This is a genomic window from Wolbachia endosymbiont (group B) of Aricia artaxerxes, assembly GCF_964026975.1.
Lineage (GTDB): Bacteria > Pseudomonadota > Alphaproteobacteria > Rickettsiales > Anaplasmataceae > Wolbachia.
This window is the reverse complement of the sequence record NZ_OZ034718.1, coordinates 1285447-1301146: the sequence shown is the minus strand read 5'-3', so window position 1 is coordinate 1301146 and position 15700 is coordinate 1285447. Positions and strand designations below refer to the sequence as shown.

The 15700-nt window shown below is 34.0% G+C and carries 14 protein-coding genes and 1 pseudogene; 7 read left to right on the top strand and 8 right to left on the bottom strand.

Annotated features, from left to right (window positions below; all coding sequences use genetic code 11):
- The first annotated feature begins 138 nt into the window (after positions 1-138).
- From AAGE00_RS05890 to argS, 3 genes are all read left to right on the top strand, one after another.
- Positions 139-1836, top strand: coding sequence for an ABC transporter ATP-binding protein (locus tag AAGE00_RS05890; RefSeq protein ID WP_213863932.1), 1698 nt, complete (start codon positions 139-141; stop codon positions 1834-1836).
- Between the two features lie 454 nt (positions 1837-2290).
- Positions 2291-3847 carry a hypothetical protein gene (locus AAGE00_RS05885; protein WP_341815206.1) on the top strand — a complete coding sequence of 519 codons (1557 nt, stop codon included), beginning with the start codon at positions 2291-2293 and terminating at the stop codon, positions 3845-3847.
- Between the two features lie 228 nt (positions 3848-4075).
- On the top strand, positions 4076-5776 hold the full coding sequence (gene argS / locus AAGE00_RS05880; RefSeq protein ID WP_213863935.1) for an arginine--tRNA ligase: 1701 nt from the start codon (positions 4076-4078) through the stop codon (positions 5774-5776).
- A 15-nt stretch (positions 5777-5791) separates the two neighbouring features.
- On the opposite strand, the gene ccmA is transcribed toward argS, so the two are convergent.
- A complete protein-coding gene (gene ccmA, locus AAGE00_RS05875) occupies positions 5792-6415 on the bottom strand; it encodes a heme ABC exporter ATP-binding protein CcmA (protein WP_213863936.1) in 624 nt (207 codons plus the stop codon).
- 347 nt (positions 6416-6762) lie between these two features.
- Entirely contained in the window at positions 6763-7194 is a 432-nt protein-coding gene (locus AAGE00_RS05870; protein WP_213863937.1) for a hypothetical protein, read from the bottom strand.
- A gap of 429 nt (positions 7195-7623) precedes the next feature.
- Here AAGE00_RS05870 and AAGE00_RS05865 point away from each other — a divergent pair, with 429 nt between their 5' ends.
- Positions 7624-7830 carry a hypothetical protein gene (locus tag AAGE00_RS05865; RefSeq protein ID WP_250147229.1) on the top strand — a complete coding sequence of 69 codons (207 nt, stop codon included), beginning with the start codon at positions 7624-7626 and terminating at the stop codon, positions 7828-7830.
- A 275-nt stretch (positions 7831-8105) separates the two neighbouring features.
- Positions 8106-9266, top strand: a complete 1161-nt coding sequence (locus AAGE00_RS05860) for a hypothetical protein (protein WP_250147230.1) — start codon at positions 8106-8108, stop codon at positions 9264-9266.
- Between the two features lie 473 nt (positions 9267-9739).
- Here the strand turns inward: AAGE00_RS05860 and AAGE00_RS05855 are convergent, their stop codons facing one another.
- The 4 genes from AAGE00_RS05855 to secG are packed head-to-tail and all read right to left on the bottom strand — an operon-like array spanning position 9740 to position 12424.
- A complete protein-coding gene (locus AAGE00_RS05855) occupies positions 9740-10147 on the bottom strand; it encodes a nucleoside deaminase (protein WP_010404879.1) in 408 nt (135 codons plus the stop codon).
- A gap of 17 nt (positions 10148-10164) precedes the next feature.
- Entirely contained in the window at positions 10165-10458 is a 294-nt protein-coding gene (locus AAGE00_RS05850; RefSeq protein WP_007302591.1) for a hypothetical protein, read from the bottom strand.
- 38 nt (positions 10459-10496) lie between these two features.
- Positions 10497-12104, bottom strand: coding sequence for a CTP synthase (locus AAGE00_RS05845; protein ID WP_007302592.1), 1608 nt, complete (start codon positions 12102-12104; stop codon positions 10497-10499).
- Complete coding sequence (gene secG, locus AAGE00_RS05840; RefSeq protein WP_213863938.1) at positions 12104-12424, bottom strand: preprotein translocase subunit SecG; 321 nt, start codon at positions 12422-12424, stop codon at positions 12104-12106. The genes AAGE00_RS05845 and secG overlap by 1 nt, the downstream gene beginning before the upstream one ends.
- Before the next feature lie 116 nt (positions 12425-12540).
- Between secG and AAGE00_RS05835 the strand changes: the two genes are divergently transcribed.
- Entirely contained in the window at positions 12541-13065 is a 525-nt protein-coding gene (locus tag AAGE00_RS05835) for a gamma carbonic anhydrase family protein (RefSeq protein ID WP_213863939.1), read from the top strand.
- Here AAGE00_RS05835 and AAGE00_RS05830 read toward each other — a convergent pair.
- Positions 13055-14080 (bottom strand): hypothetical protein, encoded by a 1026-nt coding sequence (locus AAGE00_RS05830; RefSeq protein ID WP_213863940.1) that lies wholly within the window; start codon positions 14078-14080, stop codon positions 13055-13057. The genes AAGE00_RS05835 and AAGE00_RS05830 overlap by 11 nt on opposite strands.
- A gap of 340 nt (positions 14081-14420) precedes the next feature.
- Between AAGE00_RS05830 and tnpA the strand changes: the two are divergent.
- Positions 14421-14839: pseudogene (gene tnpA, locus AAGE00_RS05825) on the top strand (IS200/IS605 family transposase).
- 16 nt (positions 14840-14855) lie between these two features.
- On the opposite strand, the gene AAGE00_RS05820 reads toward tnpA, so the two are convergent.
- Positions 14856-15602: a hypothetical protein gene (locus AAGE00_RS05820; RefSeq protein ID WP_213863941.1), complete on the bottom strand. Its 747-nt coding sequence runs from the start codon at positions 15600-15602 to the stop codon at positions 14856-14858.
- Between the last annotated feature and the right edge of the window lie 98 nt (positions 15603-15700).

The following is a 15700-nucleotide window of genomic DNA, read 5'->3' as shown; positions in this document are numbered from 1 at the left end:
TTTTTGCTAACTTTCTGTAATTTCGCAGCGTTTTTCCTTCAGAAGCTAAAGTTTCTTGAACGTATTGTTCTAAGGAAGTACACTGTAGACTAATGCTGTAACTTTTTCCTGAAGCTAAATACTTAACTTTAAAATAAAATGCAATCTAACATTAAGCAGTTATTTTACTATATAAAACCTAGTTTACATTATTTTACCGTAGCGTTTATTGCAGTTCTATTTTCAGCTTTAACGATTCTTCTTTTTGGTAGGGGCTTAAGCAACATAATTGATTCTGGCGCAGAGCATAATTTTACTACTAATCTATTAGTTGCAATACTGATAGTTTTAGGCATCTCTCTCACTGCATTTATTCGGTTATATTTCATTGGCATTGGAAGCGAAAAAGTTATCGCAAGAATCAGATATGACTTATATAGCAGTATTACTGATTTACAACCAAGTTTCTTTGAGAATACAGGTGTGCAAGATGTTATCTCAGCACTCATTACTGATACCTCTGCATTGCAATCGATAATAAACAGCAGCTTATTGACAATATTGAGGAATGCAGTGGTACTAACTGGTAGTGTTGCAATGCTGTTATACACAAATCTACATTTAACCGCATATGCAGCTGCAATAATACCTATACTGCTCATTGTCATGACTTCACTTGGGAAAAAAGTACGCAATTATGCACGCTTTGCTCAGGATAAATTAAGTGAGCTTGCATCATTTAGTGAGGAAAATTTTAGATCTATAGTAACTATCAAATCGTTTGTACTCGAAGAAAATGAAAAAATCCATTTTCAGAAACATCTAAACTCAGTATCAAAATCATACGTAAAATTAGTACTCTTGCGTGCTATTTTAGTAACTCTAGTTATCACGTGTGTGATAGGTTCGCTAGTTGTTTTGCTTTTTTTGGGAATAAAAGAAGTCTTAAGTAATAATATGACCATTGGAGAACTCTCCTCATTTGTGTTTTATTCAGCACTTGCTGCAGGGGCTGTAAACAATCTAAGCGATAACATCAGTGATTTGCAACGAGGTCTTGGAATTGTAGAGCGTTTATTTGAATTTATGAACATGAAAAGCTCTATATTAGATAATGATAATCCTATAAGGATCAATAGTGTTCAAAAAGGAATTTCGTTTAACGATGTAACATTTTTTTATGCTGATAAGCCAGCATTAAATAACGTATCATTTTCTATAGAGGCAGGCCAATCAGTATCAATTGTTGGACCATCTGGCAGTGGCAAGAGCACCATTTTAAAGCTTTTGCTCCGTTTTCACGATCCAAGTGAAGGCAGTATTACTATCGATGGACAGAATATTAAGACAATTGCGCTAAATGATCTAAGATCGCTGTTTGGCTTAGTACCACAAGATCACATGATATTTTCTTGCTCAATAATGGAAAATATACTATATGGTAAACCAGATGCTGAATATGAAGAGGTGAAGCAAGCAGCTATCAGTGCGTATGCAATGGAATTTATTGATAAGCTGCCGGATAAATTTGATACATTTGTAGGAAAAAGAGGACTAAAGCTTTCCGAAGGACAAAAGCAACGTATTATAATAGCAAGAGCAATACTGAAAAATCCTCAGGTTTTAATACTGGATGAAGCAACCTCTGCCCTTGATTATAAAAGTGAGAACCTCGTGCAAAAAGCACTGAGCAAATTAATGCAAAACAGAACAACAATTATAATCACACACAGACTATCAACCGCACTCAAAACTGACAAGATTATAGTGATCAATCATGGAAGAGTAGAGGAAGTAGGAACTCATGACTCTCTAATGAGTAAAGATGGGCTGTATGCAAAATTGGTGAAGATATAGTAAAAACTGAAGGAAAATTTGAGTCATACTTGTTGGTTGTTATGCTAAATTTGGCAATCTGGTTATTAAATCTTTAATTATTTTGACCTATAATAGTTCTATAATATTTTTAGAGGATTATTATGATTCATATTCGTAACGCTTTGCCAAAACAGCATATGACTTCTTATGCGTTAAAAGTACCAGCATTCTCGCATATGCAGTCTCATATGCTTGCACATGCACCTAATTTACACCATGGCCAATTTGATTTATATCATAATCATTTTGGTTTGCATAATAATTATTATGATACATTCCACAATTATCATGATGGATTTGGTTTTCTCTATTAGAGAATTATTGACTCATGTTCCAATAAGCTTACTTAAAGATATGGCAGACTGTCCAGTTTATAATAAGTTTTTTTATTTGATTTTATTTAATTTTAACATAACCATTTCAGGAGGTTTATATGTCTCATAACTCACATATCAACATATTATCTAATAACGATATTAAAAGTGGCAACAATACTGATAAAAAGAAATTTACATTACATGTAGATCAGTCCGTCTTAGATAAGACCACCAATATAATCAACGAAGAAGAACTTATAGTTGAAGAAAAAAAAACTACAGGTGGTGAAGAGGAACCTACAGGTGGTGAAGAGGAACCTACAGGTGGTGAAGAGGAACCTACAGGTGATGGAAAAAAAACTAAAGGTGATGAGGTTAAGTCTATAGTGGATGAGGTTAAAAAACTGATAGAGGAAATAAGAGTTGTAGTGGACGAAGTTAAACCTAAGGTTGATGAAGAGAAACCTACAGGTGATGGAGAAAAAACTAAAGGTGATGAGGTTAAGTCTATAGTGGATGAGGTTAAAAAACTGATAGAGGAAATAAGAGTTGTAGTGGACGAAGTTAAACCTAAGGTTGATGAAGAGAAACCTACAGGTGATGGAGAAAAAACTAAAGGTGATGAGGTTAAGTCTATAGTGGATGAGGTTAAAAAACTGATAGAGGAAATAAGAGTTGTAGTGGACGAAGTTAAACCTAAGGTTGATGAAGAGAAACCTACAGGTGATGAGGATAAGTCTATAATGGATGAGATTAAGGAGCTTATAGTAGATGGGATAAAACTCATAATGGATGAAGTTAAACCTAAGGTTGATGACACGATAGATAAGGAAAAGCTTACGGTGGATAAGGTTAGGGAACTTATCGAAGATAGGATTAAATCTGTAATAGATGAGAAAAAACCTACTGTAGATGAAGAAAAGTCTATCATGAATGAGATCAAAGAACTTATAGTAGATGGAATAAAGCTTATAATGGATGAAGTTAAACCTAAGGTTGATGACAAAGTAGGTAAAGACAAATCTATAGAAAGTGAGTGGAAACCTATAATGGATGAAATTAAACTCATAATAGATAAGGTTATACCTACGTTAGATGAGAAAAAACCTACGGTGGAAGAAGAAAAGCTTACGGTGGATAAGGTTATGAAACTCATCAAAGATGAGGTTACTACTATAAATGAGAAAAAACACACAGAAAATGAGGTTAAATCTGCAATAGACGGAATGAAACAATCTATAATAGATGGAATTAAATCTGTAATAGATGAGAAAAAACCTACGGTGCAAGAAGAAAAGCTTACGATGGATAAGGTTATGAAACTTATCAAAGATGAGGTTACTACTATAAATGAGAAAAAACACACAGAAAATGAGGTTAAATCTGCAATAGATGGAATGAAACAATCTATAATAGATGGAATTAAATCTGTAATAGATGAGAAAAAACCTACAGTAAATGAGGTTAAACCTGTAATATGTGAGTTTAAGCCTATAATTGATAATTACCCGCATTACAAACATCATCATGATCAGTATTTCAATAGTTATCATGGCAGTCCTTGTCATAGTGGTTACGATGCAGGATGGAATCACTGTGGTTCTGGCCACAAGGTAATGTTCAATGCATTACCTGATACAGGATATTTAGGATATTCTGACTATTTGTACTAATTAGCTTCCCTAGTCGTACAGCCGTACTATCAGCAAGTAGTGTAAATTATTTACCATGGATAGAGATGCATAACATGCATCTCTATCCACTGATTGCTTCTTAATAATTCTTTGAACGTTCCCTTTGAATGCACACTTCAAGTAAGTATAAACAGCCGATGTAAGATAACCCTTCAACTTCCCCCACTTATTCGCTATACTGCTACAGGTTTTGTAGCTTTTTAGTTAATGAACATTTTTAAGCGTATTTTCTCTCTGATTTTCAGTAAATTAAATGAATTGAAACGAAGAGGTATCATAAATATAAGTGCAGAAAATTTTATTGTGGAACCTCCAAGCAATAGAGCACATGGTGATATTTACACAAATGTTGCTATGGTGCTTGCAAAGCATGAAAAAAAGAATCCAATTGAGATTGCAGGGATCTTAGCAAGAGAATTTAAACCTTTTGATGAAGTTGCAGAAGTGGAAATAGCAAGCCCCGGTTTTATCAATATGCACTTAAAAATGGAAGTATGGCATGGGATTTTAAAACAAATAAATGAGCTAAAAACAGAGTTTGGCACTCTAAATATTGGAAATAATCAAGCTGTCAATGTTGAATTTGTATCGGCAAATCCAACAGGTCCTCTGCATATTGGTCATGCAAGAGGGGCAGTGTTTGGTGATGTTCTGGCAAATTTACTAAAGAAAGTTGGCTATAATGTTACTAAGGAGTACTATATCAATGACGCTGGAGCGCAGATAGATACGCTAATTCGGTCAGTATATTTGCGGTATAAGGAAGCTCTGGGAGAAAAAATTAGCATTGAAAAGGGTTTATACCCAGGTGAATATTTAAAGCCAATAGGAGAGGGATTAGCTAAAAAATATGGCAAGGAGCTTAGAGCAGAGGAAGATAACCAGATAATTAGAGAATATACTTTAAGTTCTATTTTAGAACTCATAAAGGAGGACATGAGCTTGCTTGGAGTAAATCATGATGTCTTTACTTCAGAGTATGAGCTACGTGGCAAAATCGAAGAGAGTATAAAGATATTATCTGACAAGGGTCTAGTGTATGAAGGGTACCTGGAGAAACCAAAAGGCAAAGAAAGTGAAAATTGGACTTCCAGAAAAGAAATGTTATTTCGCTCTACAAAATTTGGCGATGATGTTGACCGCGCATTGAAGAAAGAGGACGGCAGTTGGACTTATTTTGCCTCAGATATCGCTTACCATTTTGATAAGATATCGCGTGGTTTTAACAATATGATCGTAGAGCTTGGTAGTGACCACGGTGGTTATGTCAAAAGGCTAAAAGCAGTCGTCTCTGCGCTCAGTGATGATCAAGCAAAAATAGAGGTAAAACTGCATAATATTGTGAATTTTTTCGAGAATGAAAAACCTGTTAAGATGTCCAAAAGATCAGGAAACTTCCTAACAGCAAGAGATGTAGTGGAGGAAGTTGGCAGGGATATCACTCGTTTTATAATGCTGACACGCAAGAATGATATGGTCTTGGACTTTGATTTTGCTAAAGTTAAAGAACAATCAAAAGACAACCCTATTTTTTATGTGCAATATGCGCACGCCCGTGCTCATTCGTTAATGCGTAATGCTCCAAAAGAGCTCCCAACAGCAGATCCTTCACTTTTAAAGACCGATGGGGAGCTCTTCCTCATAAAAATCTTAGCAAAGTGGCCAGATGTGGTAGAAATAGCGGCAAGGCTCTATGAGCCACACAGAATCACTTTCTACTTACTTGAAGTTGCAGAAGCGTTTCACGTTTTATGGGGGTATGGCAAAAGTGATTTAAACATGCGGTTCATACTAGAAGATAACTTGAACCTCACCGCTGCAAGAATGTTTCTCGTACAAGCCTTAGCGCACGTAATCGCTTCTGGGCTTTCTATTTTTAATATAGAGCCTTTGAAAGAGATGTGTTAATTTTAAGGCCAAAAATTATACAAGAGGTCTGTTAAAATCACGTATATCGATTGTCTTGAAGTCACACAGTTGTTCTGTAGAGCTATGTCCTGTAATAATTACTATACCGTTTTGCTCAGAGCGTATTGAGATTAGATTTAATATTAATTCACACGTTGCACTGTCGAGATTACAAAATGGTTCGTCTATCAGCCAAACGTTTGCATTAGAAATTAAGAGGCGAGCAAGCGCAACTCTTCTTTTCCAACCTGCAGAAAGTTCACTATATTTGATATTAAGTACAGGTTGCAACTGTAAGCAACAAACGGCTGCCATAATTAATTCTCTAGTATTCCGTATTCTTGCCCAGAATTGTATGTTTTCACCAACTGTTGAGCTATCTTTACAGGCATTTTTATGGCCTATATAGACCATGGAAGGTATATAGGATTTTAGGTCATCATATATATCTTTTCCACAGTACATTATATTACCTGACACTGGCGGCAAAAGTCCAGATAAACTTCTGATTAAGCTGGTTTTGCCGCTACCATTTGGACCAGTGATTAAGATTTTTGATTTTGGTTCAGCTTTAAAATTGAGGTTTTTAAATAATACTTTGTTATTACGAGCACAGAATAGATTTTTACATTCAAGCATCTATTGGACCTTTAAAGAGAACTTGGAGCCTAAACACTTCAGTGTATGAACATTCGATAGCTTGCATAACAAACAGTCAGTGTTTGACATACAACTGTACGAACATTGGGTTTGTAGGTAGCAGATGGTGTCATCCCAGTGCTTGACACTGGGATCCAGGAATTTTAAGTAAGCACGCTGAGCTGGTTGGCATAAAAGTAGTTGCTTTATGTTAAAATTAATATTTTTAACTAGATTACATGAAGAGCTGGATCCCAGTGTCGAGCACTGGGATGACACCCTTATACTTGACTGACTATAACACTTAAGAAGTTTAATGCCAGAAAGCAGGTTATACAACGGATACGTCATCTGCCTTTTCCTCTATATTTACCCTTAGTTGAAGACTGAGCTTTTATAAATAGCTCCCAAAATCCTTTCTTATCACCTTCTCTGTGTATCAATTGTGCAAAATGTTTCATTAAACTATTACCCATCATAACCATCTTTGTCCATTTGCCTAACGGTTTTGCTATATCAACTATTTCTAGATCTTCTTTGTAAACTTGCATATTCTTTTGTTTCTCCTTTAGCATTTCCTGTTGTTTCATCAACTCTTTTTGCTTATTTTTTTGATACAATTCATTAAATCTTCTATTTTCTTCCCACTCTTCTTTGAGAACTTTTAGAGGAAATATAATTTTCCTAATATGATTTTTGTATATTTTTCTCAAAAAGAGAGATACTGCAATTATAGCAAGTAATATCGTGCTATATGTAATGATTTGTCCGAACGGCATTTTTATACTCAGCTTATTGGCAAGCGGTACTTACAATTATACCATAACTATAGAAATTTTACAATTTTTTTCTGGATAAAGATAGTAGACTAAAAATTTCTAAAGGACAAAAGCAACGTATTTACGTACAGGCTATCAACTACTACACTCAAAACTGACAAGTGATTAATCATTGGAGAGTAGAGGAATCACGGCTCTCTAATGAATAAAGATGGACTGTGTCAAGCTGGTGAGTAAGGTGGAAATTGAATAATTGTTGGTTATCATGCTAGATCTAAAATATAAGTTATAAAATTTTTAATCATTTTGGCTTATAATAATTTCTGAGTTAACCTGAGATTTCCTGAACTGTGGTTTCTTTTACCCATGTTGAATTCTCAGCTTTTATACTCTAATTTAATTCCAGTTTTGACTGTATAGGAGGTCACAATGTCAAACAATATCTATAGCGATCAAGTTAATAATAGTAATTTATATGCCAACAAACTTTTTTATGGTGAAGAGGGTGAGCAAGTCGAAAATCTAGGAGATCAGTTTGCGGGAGAAGAGGATGCTGTGGAATCACAAAAAGAAATTACAAAATTAGAAGAAGAAGTTGATAAGTTAAAAAAACAAGTTCAAGAAGAAAGAAGGTAGAGGCAGAATTTAAAGATAAGTTAAAAGAAGCTGAGAGTGAAGCTAATAAGGTAAAAGAAGAAAATGATAAGTTAAAAAAACAAGTTCAAGAAGAAAGAGAGAATGTAGAGGCAGAATTTAAAGGTAAGTTAAAAGAAGCTGAGAATGAAGCAAAAGCAGAAGTTGATAAATTAAAAAAACAAGTTCAAGAAGAAAGAGAGAAGGTAGAACAAACTAAGAATGAAGCTGAGGCAACAAAAAATGAGTTAATACAGTGTAAAAAAAATGCTGAGAAGATGAAAGAAAACGGTGGACAGGCAATTAATCAGGAAAAATGTGATGATATTAAAGCAGAAGCTGAACAAGCAAAATTAGAAGCTAAACTAGCAAAAGAGGAAATTTTGAGGTACAAAATTGAACAGGAGAAAGAAGAAGTGATGCAGAGTAAGATTGAAGAAGTAAAAGAAGAACTTTTAAAGTGTAAAATTAACATGGCAAAAGCAGAGACTGAGTGGTATAAAAAAGCAGCTGAAGAATGTAAAAATGAGAAAAGAATCGGTAAAGATAAACCTAGTATTAGGGGAGAGGATGAAAATGATAGAGGCAAACATGTTACCAATGAGGACGATCGCACTGATAAAGATAAACCTAGTATTAGGGGAGAGGATGAAAATGATAGAGGCAAACATGTTACCAATGAAGGAGGGAATGAAAGTGGAGAAATTACATCTCGAGAAATAACACCAGATCTTAGCCTACCAGGAATTTGTGGGCCTAAGGCTACTTTGTATAAATCGAATAATAAGATAGGTTGTCAAGGTTTTAATACATCTGATTTATTAAAAGAACTCTATCCTGAGATGTATAGTAATTCTAAAATTGTGCCATATATAGAAAAGGGATCAGAGGGTGTTTATAGTGCAGTAAATTTTAAATTTGCCTTTACTGATACTATTAGTTCAGCAGCCAACTTTGGTAATACGAAATGTCTTAAATGTATTGATAGTCCACAAGAGTTAGCTTGTCAGGACGAGAAGGTTAAGAGTTTCTGCCAATCTGGCAATGATTATACTAATAAAGAATTAAACAAGAATTTTTTTTCTAGAGAATCATGTCCTGATCTCATCAAAGACCCCAGTGGAGCAAGTATTGTGAAAGCAAAACAAGTTGCACCATTGATACTTGTTAATACCTCAGGACAAATGATAGATAAAGAGGGCAATAATACTCAAGTACAATATAATTCATTAAAGCCTTATCTAAAGCTTAATGGTAAAATCAGGGACTGTGGAAATGATCAAAAGTGTAAAGATTATAATGCAATTATGGAGAAAGTTGCATGGGATAGTGATAAGGAAGTACTATTAAAAGCTGTCTTTGATAATGTGCAAAGAACAACTCCTTACTCTTATGATAATGAGGTTGGTTCTTTTCCCATTGATAATGAGTTGATATAAGAGAGAATGTTCTCTGGATTTTTTAGTTCAGAGAACACTTTTGTAGAAAAATAGAGTTGGTGACCTTACTCAAAAAAAAGTAGAGAAGAAGTTTTTGTTGTGAGAATAAATTTAGCAGAGTTTATAATATAATATTTAAGTTATTTATGATAAAAAATAGATTTTTTGCATAACCAGCCAGTCTGGGATTTAGCAAGAAAATCTAGATTCCAGCGTTACGCGCTGAAACTCTTTAAATTCCAGTAGTGCAAGAAATCTAATTTCTACGTATTCAAATATGGAAGTTCTAGTTTGCTGAACAGAACGTTGAGAAGTATCAATAAGAAGCTCCCTTTTGAGTAAACTTTTCTGCAACGGAGTTATCGTAATAACATCCCTTATGTACGTTGCATGAGCAGATTGGTCAAATATACGAAAGAGTTATAATACAGATTTTACTCAAAAAATATTGAAACAATCTCACACATCTTAAACTAAGTTCTCAATTTCTCAAAGAAATCTTTTAATAAAAGAGAACATTTTGTTTCTAATATTCCACCATAAACTTCAGGTATGTGGTTACAGAATTGAAATATTCTAGTGCCGTTTTCAACTCCTCCACCTTTGGGATTGTAAGCCCCGAAGTACAGACGTTTAATTTTTGCAAAAGAGATAGCTTGAGCGCACATCGGGCACGGCTCTAACGTTACGTACATTTCAGCTTCATAAAGCGTGGAAGTTGAAAATGCTTGTCTAATTGTTAACATTTCTGCATGTGCAGTTGGATCATTAGATATATTGTGTGCAGAGGAGATGATATTGTTTCCATTAACTATTACAGCGCCTATTGGCACTTCGCCATCTTTCTGAGCAAGTTTTGCTTGCTCTATGGCAAGTTCCATGTATTGGTACTTAAACATTAGGTGCTTGGGTAAATATAATTTTCTTTTCTTGGCTTTTCTATTTTTTCTAGGTTATAGAATTCACTAAGGACTATTGTCCTTTTTACAAGGCTATCTATTTCTCGCTTTAAATATTTTTTTATTTCTTCTACCGATTTTAGTTCGTTTATAGCTACAACTACTTCTTCCATTATATCCTCTATAATTTGATCCTCCTCTAATTTATATATTATTTGTTCTACATGCCTATTCAATTCCTCGAAGGTCGCAGATCCATATGTAATGCTATCTTTACTATTTCTTAGTAACATTTTTACCTCTCTATTAGAATAGAGTTTATTAAGTTCTATTAAACTCTATTGTCAATAGTTGCCTTAATAAATGATGTAAAGAGAGGATGAGGAGAAAATGGTCTTGATTGAAATTCTGGATGAAATTGCACACCAATAAACCATGAGTGATTTTTTAGCTCCACTGCCTCTATGCATGTTTTATCTTCTGATATACCACTGCATATCATTCCATTCTCTTCTAAGTTATTTTTATAATCTAAATTAACTATATATCTGTGTCTGTGTCTTTCTGAAATAGTGACACTACTATACACATTTGCCATTTTTGAATTTGGATTTACATTACACTTGTATGTTCCAAGTCTCATGGTTCCACCAAGATCAACGTTCTTACCATCAGCGAGCTTGATGATTGGGTGTTTGCAAGTATAAAATTCTTCAGAGTGTACATCTTCAAGCTTAATAACGTTACGAGCAAATTCAATCACTGCAAGCTGCATACCAAGACATATTCCTAAAAAAGGAATGTTATTTACACGGGCATAGTTTATTGCTAATATTTTACCTTCTATTCCATTATCACCAAATCCTCCTGGAACAAGGACTGAATTAGAGCTTTGTAATTTTTCTCTGATAAACTTTGCATCTATAGATTTTCCATTCTCTTCTCTTGAGTTGACCCAATTTATCTTCACTCTAGCTTTATTACTAATTGCACCATGGTTTAATGCTTCAATCAGTGATTTATATGCGTCAGGAAATTCAGTATATTTTCCTACTATGGAAACGATAACTTCTTGTGTTGGATGTTTCATAGAGTGTACTATTTGGTCCCATTCAGGTAAGCTTGGTTTTGGCTTACTTAAGTGAAAGTGATCCAAAATTTGTGCCCCGAGCCCACATTGATTATACAAGGACGGTAACTCGTATATATGGTTTACATCAGGAGCAGGTATTACGTTAGATAAAGAAACATTGCAAAGATTGGCTATCTTTTCTTTTTGATTATCGGAAATTTCTTTTTCACTGCGACATAATATAATATCTGGTTGTAACCCCGCAGAGTTTAACTCTCGAACTGAATGCTGTGTCGGTTTTGTCTTTAATTCTTGTGCTGCAGTGAGATATGGTATTAAAGTTAAGTGAATAAGGATAACTTTTTGCTTTCCTAGTTTATAATTAACTTGGCGTATAGCTTCCAAAAACGGTTGGCTTTCAATATCACCTACGGTTCCGCCTATTTCGCATATTACAAAATCTAAATCTTCTGTACCATTAAAAATGAAAGATTTGATTAAATCTGTCACATGAGGAATGATTTGCACAGTTTTGCCTAGATAATCACCACACCTTTCCTTCTTTAATAATTTATTATATACTTTACCAGTTGTTATATTGTCGTCCTTGGTTGCTTTAATTTTAGTAAAACGCTCGTAATGTCCAAGGTCTAAATCAGTTTCAGCACCATCCTCAGTAACAAATACTTCCCCGTGCTGAGCTGGGCTCATTGTTCCAGGATCAATGTTGAGATATGGGTCAAGCTTTCTGATGCGAACATTGAATCCATGAGCTTGAAGAAGTGCTCCCACACTTGAAGCAACTAAACCCTTACCAAGTGATGAAACAACTCCACCTGTAACAAAGATAAACTTGGTTTCTTTCATTAATTTTCAAATGGAACAGAAGTTGATTGGCCTTCTTGCTTCTTTTCTGATATAATCTTCTCTGCAATTGATTTTTTATGTACATCTTTTGAACATAATCCTGATAGTAACAGTGTATTTATAATGAACAATCCAGCAACTATAGAAGTTATTCTACTGAGTGGATTTTCAGAAGACTTTACCGGAATTATTGAATTCATTTGCTGTTGTGAATTACTAAAGCCACTTAATGAACTACTTCCAGGTGGCTGCAGGAGTACTAAAATTACCAATACAACAACTAATATTATTTGAAGTACACTAAGTACTGTTACTGACATTATGAATAGAGCTAAAAATAAAGATTTTAGGAGCATAAGGATCATAAGTCAAGAATATCTTTACCCGAGTAACTTGACTACTGGAACCCAAGTATGTATTAAACCTTATTTAAATTATGAGCTATCAAATTTTAAAATACAAAGATTATGAACCAAAAATGGATGAAAGTTCTTTTATCGCAGATGGTGTGCGTATCATAGGTAACGTTGAAATAGGAAGGAATGCGAGTATCTGGTTTAATTGTGTGATCAGAGGAGATGTTGGATCAATCAAAATAGGTGATGAAACGAATATTCAAGATGGCACCGTAATTCATGTAGATAGAAATCCAGGCGGTGACACGATTATTGGTAGTATAGTGACGGTTGGACATTTTTGTGTGTTACATGCATGCACGATACATGATAAAGCATTTATTGGTATGGGCTCTGTTATAATGGATCATGCGATTGTCGAGTCTGGAGCTATGGTAGCTGCTGGCTCACTGGTGACACATGGAAAAGTGATAAAAAGTGGTGAAGTATGGGCTGGCAGGCCAGCACAATTCTTCAAAAAAATGTCAGATGAGGAAATAAAACATATTACACAATCTGCACAAAATTATATCATGCTGATGAAAGAATATAAGGCTATATGCTAGGTTGAGAAATCTTCAGCTCTGATGCACATTCTACGTTAACTACTTCAAAAGTTTCTTCAACTATATAATGCTTATCAATATAAGCTTCTTCAACTCTAGGAATATGCTGATTAATAAAACTACCTCTGACTAGAATATCCTTTACTGGCCAGTTTGTTTCTATCTGAGTACCTGATGATTTAGCTGCACATTTTGTCCATGCTGACGTTAGAAAAAGAGATATAGTATTGTTTGAGTTAAGAAAGAAATTTACACGACTCCTGCAGTATTCAAGCGATTTGCCCACTGGATAATCTGGTATTTCACCTACAACCTTTCTTATTAACCAATTGCACTCTTTGGTAAATATGCTTGCTTCTTTTGGAACTTGTAGCGGTATTATAATATCATTGCTAATTCTATTTTCTTCTTGAGAAAAAAGTTCGGTGTAAGCTCCTTTTTTACTGTGTTTCTCAAAATACTTAGGAAAATAAATATTGAGATATTCAGAGTGTAATTCTATTCGACTTTTCTGATCATTTTCTAAGATAAACGTATATTTATCACCATTTTGCTTAAGTTCGCATAACTTAAATTTACTAAGGTCAGAGTCTGGAAATGGCTTTTCAATTTCAAAAGCAAGTGTAAGAGTGTGCGTTGTGTGATCAAATTCATTTTTTTCTTGTAGACCATCTTGCAGACTATAGTACTTATTTTTTTCATACTCTTTTCCTTCTATGTTAGCACTCACTTCCTCTTCATCCAAATTTTCAATAGCATCAAAAAATTCTTCTTCATCCAGATCTCTTTCTTTTTCACCTGGCTCTTGTTCTTTCAGAGAATCATACCATACATCCTCTTCATTAACTTTCTCCTCTATTGTATTTTCTACACTTATTTTTCTTGTATGATCATTTCCATTGCTAGCAGTTGTTTGATGATGTGTATCGTTAGTTTGAAAAAAGCTCTTTACTTTTGATATTAAGCTAATCCATGAAAGTCTTACTTGATTAAGTAGCCATTTAAAACTCTTCATTGTTTTACCCCAACCTAATTACTAAAAATTGTAACAGAATAAATTAAATATGTCAATAAGATACACAAATTGTACTAACTGGGAATTAGTGGCAGCACTTAACATCTGTGTAAATTTTGACATAGGCGTTTTCTGCATTTTAACCAAATCAGTAAGGAGAACACCATTGATATTCTCCTTTTAGAAGCAACTTGAATAAAACTGATAAAGTTTGAATTAAAGTGTGATTAGGAAAGTGAGTGATGAGAACTCTTTATTGTCCCAAATTTGGGAGAAAAACCCTGGACTTGAAGTCCATCCTTTTAAGAATATAATTTTAAGGTGAAAAATCTGAAAGAATGTGGAATATTATAGAAAAAGCAGTCACTCTGTATATATATCACATAGTGTGGATAACAAAATATCGATATCCAGTACTAGTTGGAGATATTGGACAGAAAGCTAAAGAAGTTGTACAAGAAGTATGTACAAATAATCAAGTAGAAATTATCAGAGGTAGAGTTGCGTCAAGTCATGTACACGTATACGTTTCTGTACCCCCATACTTAAGTATTAGTAAGTTAGTGCAGTTAATAAAAGGAAAAAGTTCCAGAAAAATCCAGCAAAACTTTCCAGAGCTAAAAAAGAGATATTGGGTTGTGGGCAGTAGGCTAGTTTGTCAGGACTAGCGGAAATGTAACTGACGAAATGATAAAAAATTATATTGAAAATCACTCTAAAAAAGAAGATAAATTTGGTGACTTTCAAGTCGAAAGTTAGCATTCTATGCTCTCTCTCAATCTTTGGATTTTAATCCATAGTGGTTGAATTGGACTTCTTTTGATTCATCTATTTTAGTATTAGGTCTTAGTGCTTCATATGTAGCACCACCAGCTACGAGTGCAGATGCTGTAGCTATGCCAATTATTGCTAATATACTTAGTCTAGTTGTATGTTCAAGTATAGTACTTGCTACCAGCCCAACAGCAAGACCAATAACAGCAGTGTACAACATTCTAGGATTATTTGAATTAGGCATATAGCTCACTAACTCTCTGCAACACTTTTCTGATTCTTTCTTTATGTCCTCGAGCTTATTTAGATCTTCTTTTTCTATTTTAGCATTTAATTCTAGTTTCTTACATAATTCTTGCATTTCTTTTACTTGTTTTTCTAATTTTTTTAAAAAATTTATTATTTTTGTTCCTTGTAATTTTATTATTGTTTCCTTAAGTAGTAACGTTGATATTGGCATTGCTATTTCTTCTATCTCTTTTTCTATTTTCCTTTCCAATTCCACTACTTTTTCTATTCCTTCTTCTGATATTTTAGTGTCTTTTTTTAGTTCTATTTCAAACTTTCTTTTTTTCAACTCTGATTTTGCTTCTTCTAATGATTCTAATACATTCCATAGCTTTTCACCAGAATTCTGACTCCGTTTTGGTGACATAGACTGACTGCCTTTGAACTTTTTTGGTGATATGGGCTGATTTTTACCATCTTTAAGCTTTTTTGAGTTTTCACCAGCACTTACTTTAGCCATAATAAACCTCACATATTAAATAATGCTATTACATAATATCTTTAAAGCTCAATGTCAAATAGTATCTTTACATAATATAACTCATAAACAGAAAATTT

What these genes read in the sequence shown, in the direction of transcription:
- AAGE00_RS05890 (WP_213863932.1), top strand. Translation starts at nt 139, where the DNA reads ATGCAATCTAACATTAAGCAGTTATTTTACTATATAAAACCTAGTTTA.
- AAGE00_RS05885 (WP_341815206.1), top strand. Translation starts at nt 2,291, where the DNA reads ATGTCTCATAACTCACATATCAACATATTATCTAATAACGATATTAAA.
- argS (WP_213863935.1), top strand. Translation starts at nt 4,076, where the DNA reads ATGAACATTTTTAAGCGTATTTTCTCTCTGATTTTCAGTAAATTAAAT.
- ccmA (WP_213863936.1), bottom strand. Translation starts at nt 6,415, where the DNA reads ATGCTTGAATGTAAAAATCTATTCTGTGCTCGTAATAACAAAGTATTA.
- AAGE00_RS05870 (WP_213863937.1), bottom strand. Translation starts at nt 7,194, where the DNA reads ATGCCGTTCGGACAAATCATTACATATAGCACGATATTACTTGCTATA.
- AAGE00_RS05865 (WP_250147229.1), top strand. Translation starts at nt 7,624, where the DNA reads ATGTCAAACAATATCTATAGCGATCAAGTTAATAATAGTAATTTATAT.
- AAGE00_RS05860 (WP_250147230.1), top strand. Translation starts at nt 8,106, where the DNA reads ATGAAAGAAAACGGTGGACAGGCAATTAATCAGGAAAAATGTGATGAT.
- AAGE00_RS05855 (WP_010404879.1), bottom strand. Translation starts at nt 10,147, where the DNA reads ATGGAACTTGCCATAGAGCAAGCAAAACTTGCTCAGAAAGATGGCGAA.
- AAGE00_RS05850 (WP_007302591.1), bottom strand. Translation starts at nt 10,458, where the DNA reads ATGTTACTAAGAAATAGTAAAGATAGCATTACATATGGATCTGCGACC.
- AAGE00_RS05845 (WP_007302592.1), bottom strand. Translation starts at nt 12,104, where the DNA reads ATGAAAGAAACCAAGTTTATCTTTGTTACAGGTGGAGTTGTTTCATCA.
- secG (WP_213863938.1), bottom strand. Translation starts at nt 12,424, where the DNA reads ATGTCAGTAACAGTACTTAGTGTACTTCAAATAATATTAGTTGTTGTA.
- AAGE00_RS05835 (WP_213863939.1), top strand. Translation starts at nt 12,541, where the DNA reads ATGAGCTATCAAATTTTAAAATACAAAGATTATGAACCAAAAATGGAT.
- AAGE00_RS05830 (WP_213863940.1), bottom strand. Translation starts at nt 14,080, where the DNA reads ATGAAGAGTTTTAAATGGCTACTTAATCAAGTAAGACTTTCATGGATT.
- AAGE00_RS05820 (WP_213863941.1), bottom strand. Translation starts at nt 15,602, where the DNA reads ATGGCTAAAGTAAGTGCTGGTGAAAACTCAAAAAAGCTTAAAGATGGT.